Genomic DNA, 17284 nt, shown 5'->3' with positions numbered 1-17284 from the left:
TCAGCTCGCCTGCTTCTTGAGGAGCGCGATGCCGAGGCCGATCAGGACGGGGCCGGCGATCAGCAGCGGGATGAAAGAGCCGGCGAGATCGGAGAAGCCCAGCCCCTTGGAGAAGGCGCCCCGCGCGATCGTCATGAAATAGGTCGTCGGGTAGATATGCCCGATGAAGGCGCCGGCCCCCTCCAGCGAGGAGACCGGGTCGATCATGCCGGAATAGTTCACGGCGGGGATGAGCGTGAGCAGCGCGGTGCCGAAGATCGCGGCGATCTGGCTGCTCATGAAGGTGGACATGAGCAGCCCGAGGGCGGTGGTGGCGAAGACATAGAGCAGCGCCGCCGTGCTCAGGGCGGTGAGGCTGCCGGTCAGCGGCACCCGGAAGATGAAGACGGCGAAGGCGACCAGCATCGCGAAGTTCAGCATGGCGAGCGCGACATAGGGGAGCTGCTTGCCGACGAGGAACTCGAACCGGGTGACGGGCGTGACGTAGAAATTGGTGATGGAGCCGAGCTCCTTCTCCCGCACCACGCTGAGCACGGCGAGCATGGCGGGGATCATCATCAGCAGCAGCGGGATCATGGCCGGCACGATCGCCACGAGGCTTTCGACGCCGGGGTTGTAGCGGTAGCGCAGCGCGATCTGGAAGTCGCCGACGATGGCGCGGTCGCCGTAGAGCTCGCGCGCCTTCTGCGTCAGCCAGGCCGCGTGCATGCCCTGGACATAGCCGCGCACGGTCTCCGCCCGGGTGGGCATGGCCCCGTCGATCCAGGCACCGACCTCCACCGTCTTGTTGCCGCGCGACACGTCGCGCGCGAAGCCGGGCGGAATCTCGATGGCCAGGCTGATCTCGCCGGCGCGCATGCGCCGGTCGAGGTCGGCGTAATCGGTGATCGGCGGCTTCTCGATGAAGTAACGCGAACCGGCGATCTGCTGGACGTAGTCGTTGCTGAGGGTCGTGTTGTCGCGGTCGAGGACGGCGAAGGACAGGTTGTCGACGTCCATATTGATGCCGTAGCCGACGACGAACATCAGGATCACCGTGCCGAGCAGGGCGAGCGTGGCGCGAATGGGATCGCGCCGCAGCTCCAGCGCCTCGCGCTGCGTATAGGCGAACATGCGGCGCGGATCGAAGCGGCGGGGGGCGGCGGCCGGGGTTCCCGTCGCCGTCGGCACCGCCGCCGGGAGGCGCGCGGCCGGTCCGGCCGTCGCCTTCTCGCCGATCGCTTCCTCGAGATAGGCGATGAAGGCCTCCTCGAGCGAGTGCGCTCCGCGCTTCTCGACGATCGCCTGTGGCGTGTCGCTGATCAGCACCTTGCCCGCATGCATGAGCGAGATGCGGTCGCAGAGTTCCGCCTCGTTCATGAAGTGGGTCGAGACGAAGATCGTGACGTTGTCCTTGCGCGAGAGGTCGGACAGGATCTGCCAGAAGGCGTCCCGCGCGACCGGATCGACGCCGGATGTCGGCTCGTCGAGGATGAGGATGTCCGGCGCGTGGATCATCGCCACCGCGAGCGACAGGCGCTGGCGGATGCCGAGCGGCAGCGCGTCGGGCAGGCTGTCCATGATGTCTTCGAGGTCGAAGCGGGCCGCCATCTCCTCGATCCGCGCCGGGATCGCCTCCGGCTCCAGCCGGAACAGACGCGCGTGCAGATCGAGATTCTGCCGGACGGTGAGCTCGGAATAGAGCGAGAAGGCCTGGCTCATGTAGCCGACGCGCCGGCGCACCTCGATGTCGTTCGGATCGACCTCGCGACCGAAAAGCCGGGCCGTGCCCTCGGTGGCGGGCAGAAGGCCGGTCAGCATCTTCATGGTCGTGGTCTTGCCGCAGCCGTTCGAGCCGAGAAAGCCGAAGATCTCCCCGCGCGGGATGCGGAAGCTGACGTCGCTGACGGCGACGAAGTCGCCGAAGCGCATGGTGAGGTGCTCGGCCTCGATGGCGATATCCTCGGCGCCGTCGCCCGCGCGCGGGGGGATGACCACCTCGCGATGATCGCGGCGCTTCTCCTCCGGCAGCAGGGAGATGAAGGCGGCATCGAGATTGGGCGTGCCGGTGCGCGACAGCAGCTCCGCCGGCGTCCCGGTCGCGAGGATGCGCCCGTCGTCCATGGCGACCAGCCAGTCGAAGCCCTGCGCTTCCTCCATATAGGCGGTCGCGACGATCACGCTCATGTTCGGCCGGTCGCGCCGGATGGCGTCGATCAGTTCCCAGAACTGGCGGCGCGACAGCGGATCGACGCCCGTGGTGGGCTCGTCCAGGATGAGCAGGTCGGGATCGTGGATGAGCGCGCAGCACAGGCCGAGCTTCTGCTTCATGCCGCCCGAAAGCTTGCCGGCCGGACGATCGGGGAAAGGATCGAGCCCCGTCGCCCGCAGCAGCTCGTCGATCCGGCGCTGCCGCTCCGCGCGATCCTGGCCGAACAGGCGGCCAAAGAAATCGACGTTCTCGAATACCGAGAGCGTAGGATAGAGATTCTTGCCCAGCCCCTGCGGCATGTAGGCGATACGCGGACAGGTCAGCCGCCGGTGCACGGCGTCGGCGATGTCGCCCCCCAGCACCTCGACATGGCCGGACTGGACGACATGCGCGCCGGCGATCAGCGACAGCAGGCTTGACTTGCCGACGCCGTCCGGCCCGATCAGCCCGACCATCACCCCGGCGGGAATGTCGAGGCTCACGCCGTCGAGGGCGCGGGTCGTCCCGTAGGAAAGCCCGACATCCCGCAGGCGCACCACCGACGCCGGCGGCTCCGGCGACCCGGAGGGCGGACTCATTGCGCGAGATTCCCGCTCAGGCTGGCCGGCCAGGCGGCGTCGGGATCGAGCCGGACATAGGCCATGCCGGGCAGTCCGGTCTTCACGTAACGGATGTACTTGCGCAGCAGCTCCGGCGGAATCTGCGCCTTGATGCGGAACATCAGCTTCTGGCGCTCTTCCTCCGTCTCCACGGTCTTCGGCGTGAACTGCGCGACGTCGGCCACGAAGCTCACCTTCGCCGGGATCACATATTGGGGGATCGCGTCCAGGACGAGCCGCACCTCGGAGCCGATCTCCACGCGCCCGGCCTGGGCCGTCGGCAGGAAGAAGGTCATGTAGACGTCGCCGAGATCGACGAGGTTCAGCACCCGCCCGCCGGCCGACAGGACCTCCCCCGGCTGGGCGACGCGGTACTGCACGCGCCCGTCGCGCGGCGAGACCAGCGTGCTGTCGTCGATATCGGCCACGATGCTCTCGATCGCCGCGCGAGCGGCATCCACCGCGGCCTCGGCATCGACGACCGTCGCCTTCGCCGAGCCGATGGCCGCCTCCGCCGCGGCGAGCTGGGCCTGCGCCGCCGCCACGGCCGCCTTCGAGCTTTCCTCGCTCGCACGATCGTCGTCGACCGTCTGCTGCGACACGGCGTTCGTCTTCACCAGCTGGGAGGAGCGGGCGAGCCGCTTCTCGGCCGCGTCAAGTTCGGCCTGCCGCTGCGCGATGGTGGCCTGCGCCGCCGTGCGCTCGGCCTCGCGCTGCTCGACCAGGCTGCGGGCGGTGTCGACGCTGATCAGCGCGCGTTTGAGCTGGGCTTCCGCCTGCCGGCGCTGGGCTTCGAGCTGCGCGGTGTCCATGCGCGCCAGAACCTGGCCGGCGGTGACGAAATCGCCCTCGTTGACGAGGATTTCCCGGATGCGGCCGGAAGCCTTCGTCGACACGTCGATCTCGGTCGCCTCGATGCGGCCATTGCCGCTGGCGATGCCCGCGGGCAATCCAGTTCCCGCATAGAGGCGCCAGCCATAATAGGCTCCGGCGATCAGCGCGGCGCAGATGACGGCCAGAATCCAGTTCTTCGGCGACTTCATTTTTCCAACCCGTTGCGACGACCGAGCCGCCCTTCGATGCATCTTCCTAGAGGCTGCAAACACTACCCGCAGCGTTGCGTCGTTGATCGGAATCAACACCTGTTGACCACCTCTCAGGCTAGCCGTAATTTCCACCCGTGCAATGGCTCTGCGAGGAATAATGTCGAAGCCAGCCATCCCTTCCCAGGCACCGGAGCGGACGCGCGAGCGCATCCTGAAGGCGGCGATCATACGCTTTTCCACGCACTCCTACGAAGCGACCGGCTTGCGTGATCTGGCCGCCGACGTCGGCGTAGACGTCGCCTATGTGCATCGCTGCTTCGGGTCGAAGGAAAAGCTCTTCCGCGAGGCGCTCAAGGCCTCCATGAAGCCGGAGCGGCTGTTCGCCGAGGACGGGGACATCGCCGCGATTCTGTCCCGGGAGATGATGCGCGAGCGCGGCGCCGACGAGATCGGCTCCCTCGACATCGCCATTCGGTCCTTTTCCAGCCCGGAAGCCGCCCGCGTGCTGCGCGACACCCTCATGGAGGACTTCGTCACGCCGCTGACGGAAAGACAGCAGGGCCTGTCGGAGATGCGCGCGACGCTGATCGCGGCGGTTCTCGGCGGTGTCGGCATACTGAAGGACGTGATCGCCGCGGGGCCGCTCAGGGAGAGCAGGCCGGAGCAGATCGAGGCGGCCCTCGCTCAGATCATCCAGGAGATCCTGGTTTCCGAGGACGACGACGGCGCCCTCCAGCATCGCCCCCATCCGCCGAAGGGCACGCAATGACTCTTCCGCGTCCCTGAGAAGGTCCGCTTCCGCGGCGTATCCCGTCGGCCAAGGCCGTCGCACGGCCGGAAGCGGCGGTCACGGACCGAAGGCGAGCTTCTTCAGACGGGCGACATAGGGCTGCACCGCCCCGATATGCACCGCCCCCTGCGCGCGGATCGCACGCAGCTTGACCTTCTGCTCCTGCCACACGCGCCGCGCGGCCTGCCGCTCTTCCTCGCTCAGATGCGCCAGTGCGGCGAGCTGCCGATGCCTCGCATCTGAAGGGCCTAGCGGCAGGCAAATGATGCCCTGTTTCGCGCGTCGAGCCCCTTGTCCAGCGCGGCTCGACTGATCAGGACGCCTCGGCGATGACGGACAGACCCTCGAAGCGATCCGCCCCTCACCGGCGCGACGTCAGCCCTTCATCTTCTGCAGGGCCTGCGCGCAGCCGACCGACATTTCCTTGGTGTGCGCCTTCAGGCACTTCATCACGCGCCCCCCACCCGGCTGCACGCCGTTGCACAGCCGCGCAATGTCGGCCTTGCAGTACGTCACGAGGTCGCCTTCCTGGGCGAAGGCGATCGTGGAGGTGGCGACGAGAGCAAGAGCGATAAGCGTGGTGCGCATAGGGGTTCCCCTCGATGATCGGTTCGAGCCGGATAACCGAATGGGGAACCGCCAGCGATGTCGATTCTTGGTCGCATCCGCGGATGCGGAAGGGCGCAGCTCGGAGCCGCAAGCCTGCCGCATCAATGGCACCGCCATCACGGTCTCAGGGGCAGATCGGTATCAAGACGACGCGGCCAAGGCGCGGCGAGACGCCCGTGCCCTCGATTATGACCGCCGCTGTCGACGTCGAAGTGCGCATCGTTGGAAGCAGTTCCCACGCCTCGCGATCCTGCCTTGGGCTTCACGCTCCGGGAGCAAGGCCCGGCCAATAGAAGGCATCGCCCGTCGGTCGCGCGCCAAAAATCGCCTGACCAACCCGCACGATGTGCGCTCCTTCCTCGATGGCGGTCTCGAAATCCGCCGACATGCCCATGGAAAGCTGCGTCAGGCCCGGATGGACGGCAACGGCGCGGTCCCGCAAGTCGCGGAGCAGCCGGAAACAACCGCGCACGCGATCCGTCTCCGCGCTGAAGATAGCCAATGTCATCAGGCCGCGCGGTTTGAGCCGGGGATAGTCCGCCAGGCGTTCGATGAACGGCCGGAGATCGTCGGGACGGAGGCCGTATTTACTGTCTTCCCCCGAGGTATTGACCTGTACGAAGACGTCCAGGTCACGATTCTGGGCGTCGAGCCGGCGGTTGAGTTCCTCCGCCAGCCTTATGCTGTCGAGCGCATGAAACTCCGACGCCAGCCGGACCAGATACTTCACCTTGTTGGTCTGGAGATGGCCAATGATGCTCCAGCGGATGGACAGGTCGCCGAGGTCGGCCTGTTTGTCGCGAGCCTCCTGGAGCTTGTTTTCCCCGAAGTCGGAGATCCCCGCGGCATGGGCGAACCGCAGGACATTGGCAGGGACCGTCTTGGTGACGGGCAGGAGACGGACGTCTTCGGGATGGCGTCCGCTGCGATGACAGGCCGCCGCGATGCGATCCTGGACGGCGCAAAGGTTCGCTGCGAACGTACCGGCGGGATCGGCGCCGAACCGGGCGATCTCCTCCGGCAGAAGCCCCGTCTTCGAGAATGGTCTCATCTTGCTCGCGCTCCCGACCGGCAGCAGGTCACCCCTCGCAGGGGGATCGTGTCGCCGGTGGCAGCGGCTTCATCTGCAGTGGAGAAGGCGACGGCGACGCCTCCCGCCTTTCCGACCGCGGACGGCGGCACAGCCGATGATCCCATTGACGATCTCCTGCGCGGCCGGCCCATGACCCATGCGGCGGGACTGGGCGCCACCCATCGCATCTACCGGGAAAATGATCCGCCGCTCCCTTCCACTTTTGAGCGGTCGGCCAGACCATTACGCGGGAGGTCCCGGCAGAACCGGATCGCCTTCACCGTTTCGTTGCTGCCCGGAGCGCATTCGCCAGCCTCTTGACCGCAACCTCGATCTCGGCAGGCGTGGACGCTGCAAAGCCCATCAGGAAGCCAGCCTCGGCATCATCCGTGGCGTGCAGCGCCGACAAGCCTAGAAGCTCGATGCCCGCGTTCCGCCCGGCGTCGATGGCAACGCGCTCGGACAGGTCGCCGGTCAGCAGGCAGGGCATTTGCAGCCCACCGACGGGAATGCGCGGCTCGACGAAATCCGGCAGGTGCTTCCGAACGAGATCGGCGAGCGCCTCGAGCCGCTGCGCATAGATGCCGCGCATGCTCCGGACATAGGCGCCGAAATGCCCGCCCTCCATGAACCGGGCCAGCGTCAGTTGCGCCATCGGAGCGGAATGCCCGTCGAGCAGGGTGCGCGCGATGGTCATCGGCTTCACCAGTTGCGGCGGCAGCACGACGTAACCGATCCGCAGGCCCGGAAAGAGCGACTTGGTGAAGGTGCCGATATAGATCGTCCGGTCATGGGGATCGAGCCCCTGCACGCAGGCCATCGGCTTGCCGGCATAGTGGAATTCGCTGTCGTAGTCGTCCTCTATGATCCACGCTTGATGCCGTGCCGCCCATTCGATCAGCGCCAGTCGCCGGTCGAGCGCCAGCGTCGCGCCGGTCGGAAACTGGTGGGACGGCGTCAAAGAAACGGCTTTGGCCTTGCGCGGTTCGGCCAGGATTCGCTCAGCGACGATCCCGTGCCGGTCTACCCGGATCGGGACGCATTCCAGCCCTGCCGCGTCGAACGCCTTGCGCGCCCCGTGATAGGCCGGGTCTTCGATGAAGATCCGGTCGCCGGGATCGAGCAGCACGTTGGCGCACAGCATCATGGCTTGCTGCGAACTGGTGAGGACGAGCACCCGGTCGGCCGTGGCGCGCGCCCCGCGCTCAAGGTTCACGTAATCGGCAATGGCACGGCGTAGCGCTTCGGTGCCCTGCGGATCGCCATGAGCCAGAGCCTGCGTGCCGACCTCCCGGCGCACCTGTCGCTCCAGCCTCTCCCAGAGCTGCAGCGGAAAGCTGCGCGTTTCCGGCACGCCGGGCGAAAACGGCCTGGGCAACAGCGCGTCGTGTATCCCGCCACCATGGAACATGGCGTTGCCGCGCTTGCTGAGCTTCGGAGCCTGGTGGCGCGGCGGCGCATCCCGCCGGAACGGGCGATGGCCGGATGCGAACTCCGTCATCTGCGCCACGAAGCTGCCGCTCCCGACGCGGCGGTCGATGAAACCTTCGGCGTGGAGCTGGGCGTAGGCCGCCTCGATCGTGTCGCGCGATACGCCCAGCGACAGGGCAAGCGCGCGCGAGGCCGGCAGAGGTTTCCCCGCCCCGAGCGCACCATCGACGATCAGTTGCCGGATGGCCCGCTGGATCCGGGCATGAAGCGGCATCGCCACGTGAGCGGGATGGGCGATCCACGCTTTCACCGATTCGAGCTGGGAATGCCTGAACAAATGGTCTGACTCATTCGACAAAAATGGACGGAAATATCCGACCATTGATCGGCTATGTGTCAAGCCCGCTTGAAATCCCGCCTGTAATCCCGCGCCGACCTTCAGGAGGTTCGTCAGGATCATGTCGTCCCGTGCCGCATCGTCTCCCATTCGCCTGAGCGACCTCGTCCATCCGGCCATCGCCGGCCTGATCTCCGTCATCGTCAACTATGGCGGCACCTTCATTCTGGTCTTTCAGGCGGCGAAGGTCGCGGGACTGAGCCCGGAACTCACCGCGTCCTGGGTCTGGTCGGTGTCCATTGGCGTGGGACTGACGGGACTGTTCCTGAGCTGGCGCTATCGCGAGCCGATCATCACGGCATGGTCCACGCCGGCGGCCGCGTTTCTCGTCACGGCTCTGGCGACGACGCCGTATCCGGAAGCCATCGGCGCCTACATGGCCTCGGCGGCGGCCTTCGTCGGGCTCGGGTTATCGGGCTGTTTCGAGAAGGTCATCCGGCTGATTCCACCGGGCATCGCCTCCGGCCTGCTGGCCGGCATCCTGCTGCCGTTCGGCATCGGCGCGTTCGGGGGCGCCAGCGTCGATCCGCTGCTCGTCGGCCTGCTGGTCGTTGCCTATCTCGCGCTGAAGCGCTTCTCGGCGCGCTATGCCGTGGTCGGCATCCTCGTTCTCGGGCTGGCCCTCCTGCTCGTGCAGGGGCGGGTCGATCTGTCGGAACTGAAGCTGGAGTTCGCGGCCCCCGTCTTCACCAGCCCGGAGTTCTCGGTGAACGCGCTGCTGTCCGTCGCGCTGCCTCTGTTCCTCATCACGCTGACCGGCCAATACATGCCGGGAATGCTCGTGCTGCGAAACGACGGTTTCAGGACCAGCGCCAACCCGATCGTCACCGTGACGGGACTGGGTTCGCTCGTCATGGCTCCGTTCGGGTCTCATGCGTTCAACATCGCCGCGATCACCGCCGCCATCGCCACGGGCAAGGAGGCGCATGAAAACCCGTCGAAACGCTGGATCGCCGGCATCGCGGCCGGCTGTTTCTACGTGCTGGTCGGGGTGTTCGGCGTCACGCTCGCCGCCGTCTTCATGGCTTTCCCGGCGACCTTTATCACCACGCTGGCCGGTTTGGCGCTGCTCGGCACGATCGGGGGCAGCCTCGCCGGAGCGATGGCCGATCCGGCGTCCCGCGAAGCCGCGCTGATCACCTTCCTGGCCTCCGCCGCGAACATAAAGCTGCTCGGAATCGGCGGCGCGTTCTGGGGACTGGTCGTCGGTCTTCTCGCCCATCTCGTCCTGAACGGCCGCCTGCTGCGCCGCCGCCGGGCCGGGCGGACCGGGAACGAAGCCGCCGCGAAGTGACGGCCGAAACCCGCCTCCGCCGTCCCAAGTCGGAACCGATGACCTCCTCCACTTCGGCCGCCTTTGGCATGCCGCCGCTCCGCGCGGGAGTCCCGCTTCCGCGCGGATGAACGTCTCGCTCTCTTATGATCGATGCGCCATAGACCATCGGCTCTGGTGCCGTTGATCAGAGCCTGCACCGTTCGACCACCGACCACTTCACTCGGGTACAAAACTCCAGTGCCAGCCGTTCTGCCTCGATCTTTGCGTTCGCACGCGCCACCTGCTCAGCTTCCAACTCAAACAGCGTGCGCTCGATCAGAATTGAATCGATATTCGTTACGCCGATCATCCTGAGCCAAGCCTCGACGTTAGGGCTTCTGGAAATCGTAGCTCTCGCCCGGTGTCCAAGTTGACGTGGGCGCTCAATCCAATCCCCGAGCATATATTACCGCAGCTCGGCTGGCATTTACCCCCCCGAAAACCCATTGGCATCGAACGAAAAGAGCACATCCTTCTGCGAAATCAGGTCAATCAATTGCTTGAACCGATAAGGAATGCCGCCGGTGATCGAACGGGGCAGAAGCACGCACGGATGACCTGCTCCTGCACCACGTCGAAGGTCATCCAGAGACAGAAGCTCATCCAGAGACAGAAGCTCATCCAGAGACACTTGCCCACGCCCCACAGGCGGCGGGAGGCAGCGGCTGCGCGGGCTGGATCGGCGCTCGCAGAGCGAAGCTGAAGGCGCCTGCGGCAAAGGCCAGCCGCTCGGCGCCTCAAGAAACACCGGCAAACAGTCACCTAAGCGTCGAGCGTCCCCTCGACCACATCGAGGGGCGATAGCTCCCGCATTGGCACGCGCCAACGGCTCCCAGCCGTGATCGCACGGCCCCACAGCCGCCCTGATCCTCTCCCCGACCAAAGGCTAACCAGGCCCCAACGGAAAGTGGAACGGCTTTTGCGAAATCAGGATCACCCCAACCCGCCATCGACACAAGCCACAGATTATAAGGAGTCTTTTCGTGATCACATTTGCCGATCCGATGTCAATTATTGGGTTCCGGAAGCCCATTCCGCGGATTTGCGGACCGAAAAACACCTGTGATTTCAGTCATGTCCAGCAACTGTGATCACACAATAAGCTGCCCGCCTAGCAATCATGCATATTTGATAGGCATCAAAAGGGGCCATCCATGCCACTCCCCAATTCCATCGAAGCCCGCGACATCGCCTTCCATCTCCACCCCGCGACGAATGCCGCCAGGCACCGCGAGATCGGTCCGCTGGTCATCGAGCGTGGCGAGGGCGTGCATGTCTTCGACGCTTCCGGCCGCAAATACATCGAGGCGCTGGCCGGGCTCTGGTGCGCCGGGCTCGGCTTCAGCGAGACCCGGGTGGCCGATGCCGTCTATCAACAGATGAAGACGTTGCCCTACTATCACACCTTCGCCCATCGCTCGCACGGGCCGGTGGTCGACCTTGCCGAGAAGCTCGTCAGCCTCGCTCCGGTGCCGATGAGCAAAGTATTCTTCACCAACTCCGGCTCCGAGGCGGTGGATACCGTCATCAAGCTCGTCTGGTACCGGGCGAACGCCATGGGCCAGCCGGAGCGCAAGAAGTTCATCGCCCGCGATCGTGCCTTCCACGGCCTGACCATCGCCGCTTCCTGCCTCACCGGTCTGCCGGCCAACCATCGCGGTTTCGATCTCGTCGGGCCGGAGGTGCTGCGCGTCACGGCACCCGACCATTACCGCAACGCCCTGCCGGCCGAGAGCGAGGAAGAGTTCGCCACGCGGCTCGCCGCGGAGCTGGAGGCGCTGATCCTCCGCGAGGGGCCGGAGACCATCGCCGCCTTCATCGGCGAGCCGGTCATGGGTGGCGGCGGCGTTATCGTGCCCCCGGAAGGCTACTGGCCGAAGATGCAGGCCGTGCTGCGCAAGTACGACATCCTGCTGGTCGCCGACGAGGTGATCTGCGGCTTCGGGCGAACCGGCACGCTGTTCGGCAGCACGACCTTCGGCATCGAGCCGGACATCATGACGCTCTCCAAGCAGCTGTCCTCAGCCTATCTGCCGATCTCCGCCGTCCTCGTGAACGAGAAGGTCGTCGAGCCGATCATCGAGGAGAGCGGGCGCCTCGGCATTCTCGGGCATGGCTTCACCGCCAGCGGACATCCGGTGACGGCCGCCGCCGCGCTGGAAACGCTGCGCATCATCGAGGAGGACGGCCTCGTCGAGAACGCGGCGCGCTCCGGCGCCCATCTGCGCGCGGGACTGGAGGCGCTCGCCGATCATCCGCTTGTCGGCAATGTGCGCGGCGTGGGTCTCGTGGCAGGGGTCGAGCTCGTCCTCGACAAGCAGGCCAAGACTGGCCTTCCGGAACAGCCCGGCGGCCTCGGCCTGCTGGTGAATACCCGGCTGCAGGAACTCGGCGTGCTCACCCGCGCCATGGGCGACACGATCGGCTTCTCCCCGCCCCTCATCATCAGCCTCGCCGAGGTGGACGCTCTCCTCGCCGCGTTCGCCCAGGCGCTGGACGATGTCGCCGCCACCCTCGCGGTCCGGATGGAGCCGGCCTGACCGCCGCCTCCCACAACAATGCCGGCGCTCGAGCGCTGGCCCCCCTTCCAACTGGAGAACAGCAGCATGACCACCAAGTACGCCTTGCGTCGCCTCGGTTTCGTCTCTGCGGCCGTCGTCGCCATTGCCACGACGCCGGCGCTGGCCCGCGATCTCACCATCGTCGGATGGGGCGGCGCCACCCAGGACGCCCAGCGCGAAGCCTATTTCAAGCCCTTTGCGGAGAAGGAAGGCACCAAGGTGCTAGAGGATTCCTGGGACGGCGGCTACGGCGTCCTGCAATCCAAGGTCAGCGCCGGCACGCCGAACTGGGACCTGGTGCAGGTCGAGGCAGAGGAACTGGTGCTGGGCTGCGCCGACGGCATCTACGAGAAGCTGGACTGGGAGCAGATCGGCCCGAAGGAGGACTTCCTCGACGAGAGCGTCAGCGACTGCGGTGTAGGCGCGCTGACCTCCTCCACCGGCCTCGCCTACGATTCCGAGAAATGGCCGGACGGGCCGAAGAGCTGGGCTGATTTCTGGGATCTGAAGAAGTACCCCGGCAAGCGCGCGCTGCGTAAGGGCCCGAAATACACCATCGAATTCGCCCTGCTCGCCGACGGCGTGAAGCGCGAGGAACTCTACGAGGTCATGTCGACGCCGGAAGGCATCGATCGCGCCTTCAAGAAGCTGGAGGAACTCGGCCCCAATCTCATCTGGTGGGAAGCCGGCGCGCAGCCGATCCAGCTTCTGGCATCCGGCGAGGTGGCGATGACCGCCTCCTACAACGGGCGCATCGCCAACGTGAACAAGAAGGAAGGCAAGAAGTTCGTCTTCGTCTGGCCGGGCAACGTCACCGCCACCGACAGCTGGGTCATCCTCAAGGGCTCGGAAAACAAGGCAGCGGCGATGAAGGCCATCGCCTTCATGAGCCAGCCCGAGCCGGAGGTGAAGATGGCCGAGCTCATCACCTACGGCCTGCCCAGCAAGAAGGCCGCCGCGATGGTGCCGGCGGAAATCTCCAAGGACCTGCCGACCGATCCGAAGAACCTCGCCGAGGCAGTGCCGCTGAACATCGAGTTCTGGATCGACAACAATGAGAGCCTGACCAAGCGTTTCAACGCCTGGCTCGCCGCGCGCTGACGACCGCCGCCGCGGCCCGGCCGCCCGTCTCCGGACGGGCCGCCGGGCGCCTCACCGATCCTTCGCCTGCGGTCGGCACCGCAGGCTCCCGTCAGTCCGCCTGACGCCCTGCTCCGGTCCGCCCCATGCGGGCCGGAGACGGCCAGGCACCGAACGGAGACCGGACGTGGTCGACTACCATATTCGCCTCGACGGCGTGACGAAGACCTTCGGCGCCTTGCGCGTGGTCGACAATCTGCGCCTCGACATCGTGCGCGGCGAGTTTCTGAGCCTGCTCGGGCCGTCGGGCTCCGGCAAGACGACGATCCTGATGATGCTCGCCGGCTTTCAGGACGCGACGGAAGGAACGATCTATGTCGACGGACATATGATCAACGACATCCCTTCGCACCGGCGCAACATGGGGGTGGTGTTCCAGAGCTACGCGCTCTTTCCGCATATGACCGTGGCGCAGAACGTCGCCTTCCCGCTGAAGATGCGCGGTGTCGGACGGGCGGAGATCGACGCGCGGGTCAACAGGGCGCTCGACATGGTGCAGCTCGCCGCGCTGAGCGAGCGCCGGCCGGCGCAGCTCTCCGGCGGCCAGCAGCAGCGCGTGGCGCTGGCCCGTGCACTGGTGTTCGAGCCCGGCGTGGTCTTGATGGACGAGCCGCTCGGCGCACTCGACAAGCAGTTGCGCGAGCAGATGCAGCTCGACATTCGCGAACTGCACGGGAGGCTCGGCCTCACCATCGTCTTCGTCACGCACGATCAGTCCGAGGCACTCACCATGTCGGACCGGATCGCGGTGTTCAACAAGGGGCTGATCGAACAGATCGATACCCCCCGCATGATCTATGACCATCCGGCGACCCGCTTCGTCGCCGAGTTCATCGGCGAGACGAACCTCATGGAGGGCGAAATCGCCGGCCGGGAAGGCGGCGAGGCGCTGATCCGGCTCGACAGCGGCGGCATGCTGCGGGTACGCGACCGGGCGGAATTCGATGCCGGCCGCCGCGTGCTGGCGACCGTCCGGCCCGAGAAGGTCGAACTGTCCGAGGCGCCGGCGGCGATCAACAGCATCCCCGTCGCAGTGACAGATTCGATCTATCAGGGCGATCATCTGCGCGTGCAGTTGCAGGGGCCCGGCCAGCGGCTGGTCGCCCGGCGCGACCGGCGCGCGGCGGAATGGACGCCGGGAGCGAAGATCAACGCGACCTTCGCCCCGGAAGACTGCTGGGTGATCGTCCCATGACGGCCCGGCTCTGGAACCGAAAGACCCGGGCGGCGCTGCTGATCCTGCCGCTGGCGCTGTTCATCGGCATCTTCTTCGTCTGGCCGCTCGGCATCATGGTCAAGCAGTCGGTCCTCGATGACGCCGTGCTGCATCTGCTGCCACGCACCACCGAGGCGATCGCCGGCTGGGATCGGACCGCGCCGCCGACCGAGGCGATGCAGGCCGCCCTCATCGCCGACCTGCGCGCCGCCGACGACGAGAAGGCAGTTGGCGACATGGTGCGCCGCCTCAACAGCGCCCAGTCCGGCTATCGCACGCTGATGACCAAGACCCTGTCGGCGGTCGCGAAGCCGGAAACCGGCCCGCTGCTGACGGATGTCGACAAGCGGTGGGCACAACCGGCCTTCTGGATCGCCATCGCCGATGCCCTGGAGCCGATGACCGACCGCTATCTGCTCGCCGCCGTCGACCTCGAGCGCAACAAGGCGGGCGAGATCGCGGGACTGCCGGACGGCGCCTCCGCCAACCGGACGATCTTCATCCGCACTTTCTGGATCGCCGCCGTGGTCACCTTCTTCTGCGTGCTGATCGGCTATCCCTATGCCTTGCTCACAGCCGCCTCGACGGGCATCACGCGGACCATCCTGCTGACGGCCGTGCTGCTGCCGCTGTGGACCTCGCTTCTGGTGCGCACCGCCGCCTGGTTCATCCTTCTGCAGGAGCAGGGGCTGATCAACGGCTTCCTGCTGAGCATGGGGGCGATCTCCTCGCCGCTGCCGCTTATCTTCAACCGCACCGGCGTGGTCATCGCCATGACGCATGTGCTGCTGCCGCTGATGGTGCTGCCGATCTACAGCGTGCTGCTGACCATTCCGACCAACCTCATGCCGGCCGCAACCTCGCTGGGCGCGCATCCGCTGCGGGCATTCCTCCACGTGCTGCTGCCGCTCAGCCTGAGGGGGGTGATCTCGGGGGCGCTTCTCGTCTTCATGACGGCGGTCGGCTACTACATCACGCCCGCCCTGGTCGGCGGCGCCGGCGACCAGATGATCTCCTCGGTCATCGCCTTCTATTCGACCCAGACCGCGAACTGGAGCATGGCGAGCGCGCTCGGCATCGTGCTCCTCGTCATCACGCTCATCCTCTACGTCGTCTATGTGCAGCTCTCCGGCCGCACCAGCGTGAACGGGAGGATGTGAGATGGCCGGCAAGCTCATCTCCGCCGTCTTCGGCGTTCTGGCGGTCTGCTTCCTGCTCCTGCCGCTGGTGGTCATCCTGCCGCTGGCCTTCACCTCCAGCCAGTTCCTGATCTATCCGATCCCGTCCTTCTCCCTGCGCTGGTTCGAGGAGCTGTTCACCACGCCGGTCTGGCGCGACTCCATCGTCAACAGCCTGATCATCGGCGCTGGCACCACGATACTGGCAACGGTGCTCGGTGTTCTGGCGGCGTTGGGTCTGCGCGAGAAGCTCAACTTCATCAGCGCCCCGCTCAACACCGTCTTCCTGCTGCCGATGGTGGTGCCGGCAGTGGTGCTGGGCGTGGGCATGCAGATCCTCTACGCGAAGCTCGGGCTCTCCAGCTCCTATGCCGGCATCATCATCGCCCATACGGTGATCGCCATTCCGCTGGTGATCGTCAGCGTGGCCAACTCGCTGCAGGGCATGGACACGCGGCTCGAGCTGGCGGCGGCGAGCCTCGGAGCCGGACCGGCGGCGACGCTCCGGCACGTCACGCTGCCGCTCGCCTTTCCCGGCATCATGACCGGGGCCGTTCTCGCCTTCGCCGTCTCGCTGGACGAGGTGGTGCTCAACATCTTCCTTGCCGGTCCCGGTCAGCGGACGCTGGCCAGGCAGATGTTCGCCACGCTGCGCGACAGCATCAGTCCTGCCATCGCCGCGGCCGCCTTCTTGTTCATCGCCGGCACCGTGCTTCTCACCCTGCTTGTCCTGCTGGCCCGTCGCCGCTTCAGCGGTGCCCGCTGAGATGATCGGCCCTTCGAAAAGAAAGGAAACCCGGAAATGGACGCGATGACCGACGAGATCGCCACGCTGCGTGGCAGATATGCCGGAGGGGCCGCCTATCTCGACGGCGAATTCATGCCGCTCGCCGAGGCGAAGATTCCCGTCACTCATTGGGGCTACCGGCGCTCGGACGTCACCTACGACGTCGTCGGCGTGCGCGATGGGCGCTTCTTCCGGCTCGACGACCACATAAACCGTTTCCGCAACTCGATGACGGCGCTGCACATGGAGCCGCCGGAGGGCGACGCGGAGATCCGCGACATCCTCATGAAGCTGGTGCTGATGGCGGATGTGCGCGACGCCTACGTATCAATGGAATGCCTGCGGGCCTCGCCGGCGCCGGGAGCGCTACGCCATCCCGCCTCCTGCCGCTCCTATCTCTCCTGTTCGGCGGTGCCGTGGATCTCGGTCGTCAGCCCGGAAATGGAAGTGCGCGGCATGCATCTGATGATCCCGAAGGTGAAGCGCATTCCCCCATCCTCCTTCGACCCGCGCGTGAAGAACTTCCACTGGGGCGACCTGACCGAGGGGATGTTCGAGGCCAAGGAGGCGGGCGCGGACTTCGCCGTGCTGACGGACGAGGCCGGCAACGTCACCGAAGGTCCGGGCTTCAACGTGTTCTGCATCGTCAACGGTCGCGTCATCACGCCCGCGCGTGGCGGACTGGACGGCATTACCCGCCTCTCGGTCTTCGAGCTCTGCGAAGAACTGGGGCTGCCGCTTGAGATACGCGACGTGACGGTCGAGGAATTCGTCAACGCCGACGAGATCTTCGCCTGCACCACCGCGGGCGGCATCATGCCGGCGACGCGGATCGACGGTCGTATCCTCGGCAATGACGTGCCCGGTCCGATCTCGATGCAGCTGAAGGAAACCTTCTGGCAGAAGCGCGCCGAGGGCTGGCACGGCACCGAGATACTCTGACGCGGCGGAG

Annotated in this window: 14 protein-coding genes; 8 read left to right on the top strand and 6 right to left on the bottom strand. The window is 66.2% G+C overall.

The features are described 5' to 3' along the window. The gene (rbbA, locus tag FO470_RS18545; RefSeq protein WP_144344480.1) at positions 1-2769 is read right to left on the bottom strand and encodes a ribosome-associated ATPase/putative transporter RbbA; all 2769 of its coding nucleotides are present in this window, start codon (positions 2767-2769) and stop codon (positions 1-3) included. Beyond that, positions 2766-3833, bottom strand: a complete 1068-nt coding sequence (locus tag FO470_RS18540) for an HlyD family secretion protein (protein WP_144344479.1) — start codon at positions 3831-3833, stop codon at positions 2766-2768. Before FO470_RS18540 ends, rbbA begins: the two co-directional genes overlap by 4 nt. A 160-nt stretch (positions 3834-3993) precedes the next feature. On the opposite strand from FO470_RS18540, the gene FO470_RS18535 reads away from it, so the two are divergent. After that, positions 3994-4605 carry a TetR/AcrR family transcriptional regulator gene (locus tag FO470_RS18535; protein WP_144344478.1) on the top strand — a complete coding sequence of 204 codons (612 nt, stop codon included), beginning with the start codon at positions 3994-3996 and terminating at the stop codon, positions 4603-4605. Between the two features lie 396 nt (positions 4606-5001). Here the strand turns inward: FO470_RS18535 and FO470_RS18530 are convergent, their stop codons facing one another. The 3 genes from FO470_RS18530 to pdxR all read right to left on the bottom strand — a co-directional run bounded on the left by FO470_RS18530 (position 5002) and on the right by pdxR (position 8075). After that, complete coding sequence (locus tag FO470_RS18530; protein ID WP_144344477.1) at positions 5002-5214, bottom strand: cysteine rich repeat-containing protein; 213 nt, start codon at positions 5212-5214, stop codon at positions 5002-5004. Positions 5215-5497: 283 nt separating this feature from the next. After that, entirely contained in the window at positions 5498-6286 is a 789-nt protein-coding gene (locus FO470_RS18525; protein ID WP_144344476.1) for a YggS family pyridoxal phosphate-dependent enzyme, read from the bottom strand. Positions 6287-6584: 298 nt separating this feature from the next. After that, on the bottom strand, positions 6585-8075 hold the full coding sequence (pdxR, locus tag FO470_RS18520) for a MocR-like pyridoxine biosynthesis transcription factor PdxR (protein ID WP_144344620.1): 1491 nt from the start codon (positions 8073-8075) through the stop codon (positions 6585-6587). 121 nt (positions 8076-8196) lie between these two features. On the opposite strand from pdxR, the gene FO470_RS18515 reads away from it, so the two are divergent. Beyond that, complete coding sequence (locus tag FO470_RS18515) at positions 8197-9429, top strand: benzoate/H(+) symporter BenE family transporter (protein WP_144344475.1); 1233 nt, start codon at positions 8197-8199, stop codon at positions 9427-9429. A gap of 166 nt (positions 9430-9595) precedes the next feature. On the opposite strand, the gene FO470_RS19585 is transcribed toward FO470_RS18515, so the two are convergent. Then, positions 9596-9760: a hypothetical protein gene (locus FO470_RS19585; RefSeq protein WP_186292026.1), complete on the bottom strand. Its 165-nt coding sequence runs from the start codon at positions 9758-9760 to the stop codon at positions 9596-9598. Between the two features lie 844 nt (positions 9761-10604). Between FO470_RS19585 and FO470_RS18510 the strand changes: the two genes are divergently transcribed. From FO470_RS18510 to FO470_RS18485, 6 genes are all read left to right on the top strand, one after another. After that, positions 10605-11990 carry an aspartate aminotransferase family protein gene (locus tag FO470_RS18510; RefSeq protein WP_144344474.1) on the top strand — a complete coding sequence of 462 codons (1386 nt, stop codon included), beginning with the start codon at positions 10605-10607 and terminating at the stop codon, positions 11988-11990. A 66-nt stretch (positions 11991-12056) separates the two neighbouring features. Beyond that, on the top strand, positions 12057-13112 hold the full coding sequence (locus FO470_RS18505; protein WP_144344473.1) for an ABC transporter substrate-binding protein: 1056 nt from the start codon (positions 12057-12059) through the stop codon (positions 13110-13112). A 166-nt stretch (positions 13113-13278) separates the two neighbouring features. Further along, positions 13279-14346, top strand: coding sequence for an ABC transporter ATP-binding protein (locus FO470_RS18500; RefSeq protein ID WP_144344472.1), 1068 nt, complete (start codon positions 13279-13281; stop codon positions 14344-14346). Next, positions 14343-15527: an ABC transporter permease gene (locus FO470_RS18495; protein ID WP_144344471.1), complete on the top strand. Its 1185-nt coding sequence runs from the start codon at positions 14343-14345 to the stop codon at positions 15525-15527. The genes FO470_RS18500 and FO470_RS18495 overlap by 4 nt, the downstream gene beginning before the upstream one ends. 1 nt (position 15528) lies before the next feature. Further along, complete coding sequence (locus tag FO470_RS18490) at positions 15529-16311, top strand: ABC transporter permease (protein ID WP_144344470.1); 783 nt, start codon at positions 15529-15531, stop codon at positions 16309-16311. Between the two features lie 36 nt (positions 16312-16347). Beyond that, entirely contained in the window at positions 16348-17274 is a 927-nt protein-coding gene (locus FO470_RS18485; RefSeq protein WP_144344469.1) for an aminotransferase class IV, read from the top strand. The last annotated feature ends 10 nt before the right edge of the window (positions 17275-17284 follow it).

Origin of the sequence: Ancylobacter moscoviensis, from assembly GCF_007559435.1 — a bacterium.
Lineage (GTDB): Bacteria > Pseudomonadota > Alphaproteobacteria > Rhizobiales > Xanthobacteraceae > Ancylobacter > Ancylobacter moscoviensis.
Note: the sequence above shows the minus strand (reverse complement) of the source record. Positions and strands in the feature narration are given on the sequence as shown.

Coding starts and splice junctions, on each gene's coding strand:
- FO470_RS18490 (WP_144344470.1), top strand. CDS start 15,529: ATGGCCGGCAAGCTCATCTCCGCCGTCTTCGGCGTTCTGGCGGTCTGC.
- FO470_RS18510 (WP_144344474.1), top strand. CDS start 10,605: ATGCCACTCCCCAATTCCATCGAAGCCCGCGACATCGCCTTCCATCTC.
- FO470_RS18530 (WP_144344477.1), bottom strand. CDS start 5,214: ATGCGCACCACGCTTATCGCTCTTGCTCTCGTCGCCACCTCCACGATC.
- FO470_RS18505 (WP_144344473.1), top strand. CDS start 12,057: ATGACCACCAAGTACGCCTTGCGTCGCCTCGGTTTCGTCTCTGCGGCC.
- FO470_RS18485 (WP_144344469.1), top strand. CDS start 16,348: ATGGACGCGATGACCGACGAGATCGCCACGCTGCGTGGCAGATATGCC.
- FO470_RS18495 (WP_144344471.1), top strand. CDS start 14,343: ATGACGGCCCGGCTCTGGAACCGAAAGACCCGGGCGGCGCTGCTGATC.
- FO470_RS18540 (WP_144344479.1), bottom strand. CDS start 3,833: ATGAAGTCGCCGAAGAACTGGATTCTGGCCGTCATCTGCGCCGCGCTG.
- FO470_RS18515 (WP_144344475.1), top strand. CDS start 8,197: ATGTCGTCCCGTGCCGCATCGTCTCCCATTCGCCTGAGCGACCTCGTC.
- FO470_RS19585 (WP_186292026.1), bottom strand. CDS start 9,760: ATGATCGGCGTAACGAATATCGATTCAATTCTGATCGAGCGCACGCTG.
- rbbA (WP_144344480.1), bottom strand. CDS start 2,769: ATGAGTCCGCCCTCCGGGTCGCCGGAGCCGCCGGCGTCGGTGGTGCGC.
- FO470_RS18535 (WP_144344478.1), top strand. CDS start 3,994: ATGTCGAAGCCAGCCATCCCTTCCCAGGCACCGGAGCGGACGCGCGAG.
- FO470_RS18525 (WP_144344476.1), bottom strand. CDS start 6,286: ATGAGACCATTCTCGAAGACGGGGCTTCTGCCGGAGGAGATCGCCCGG.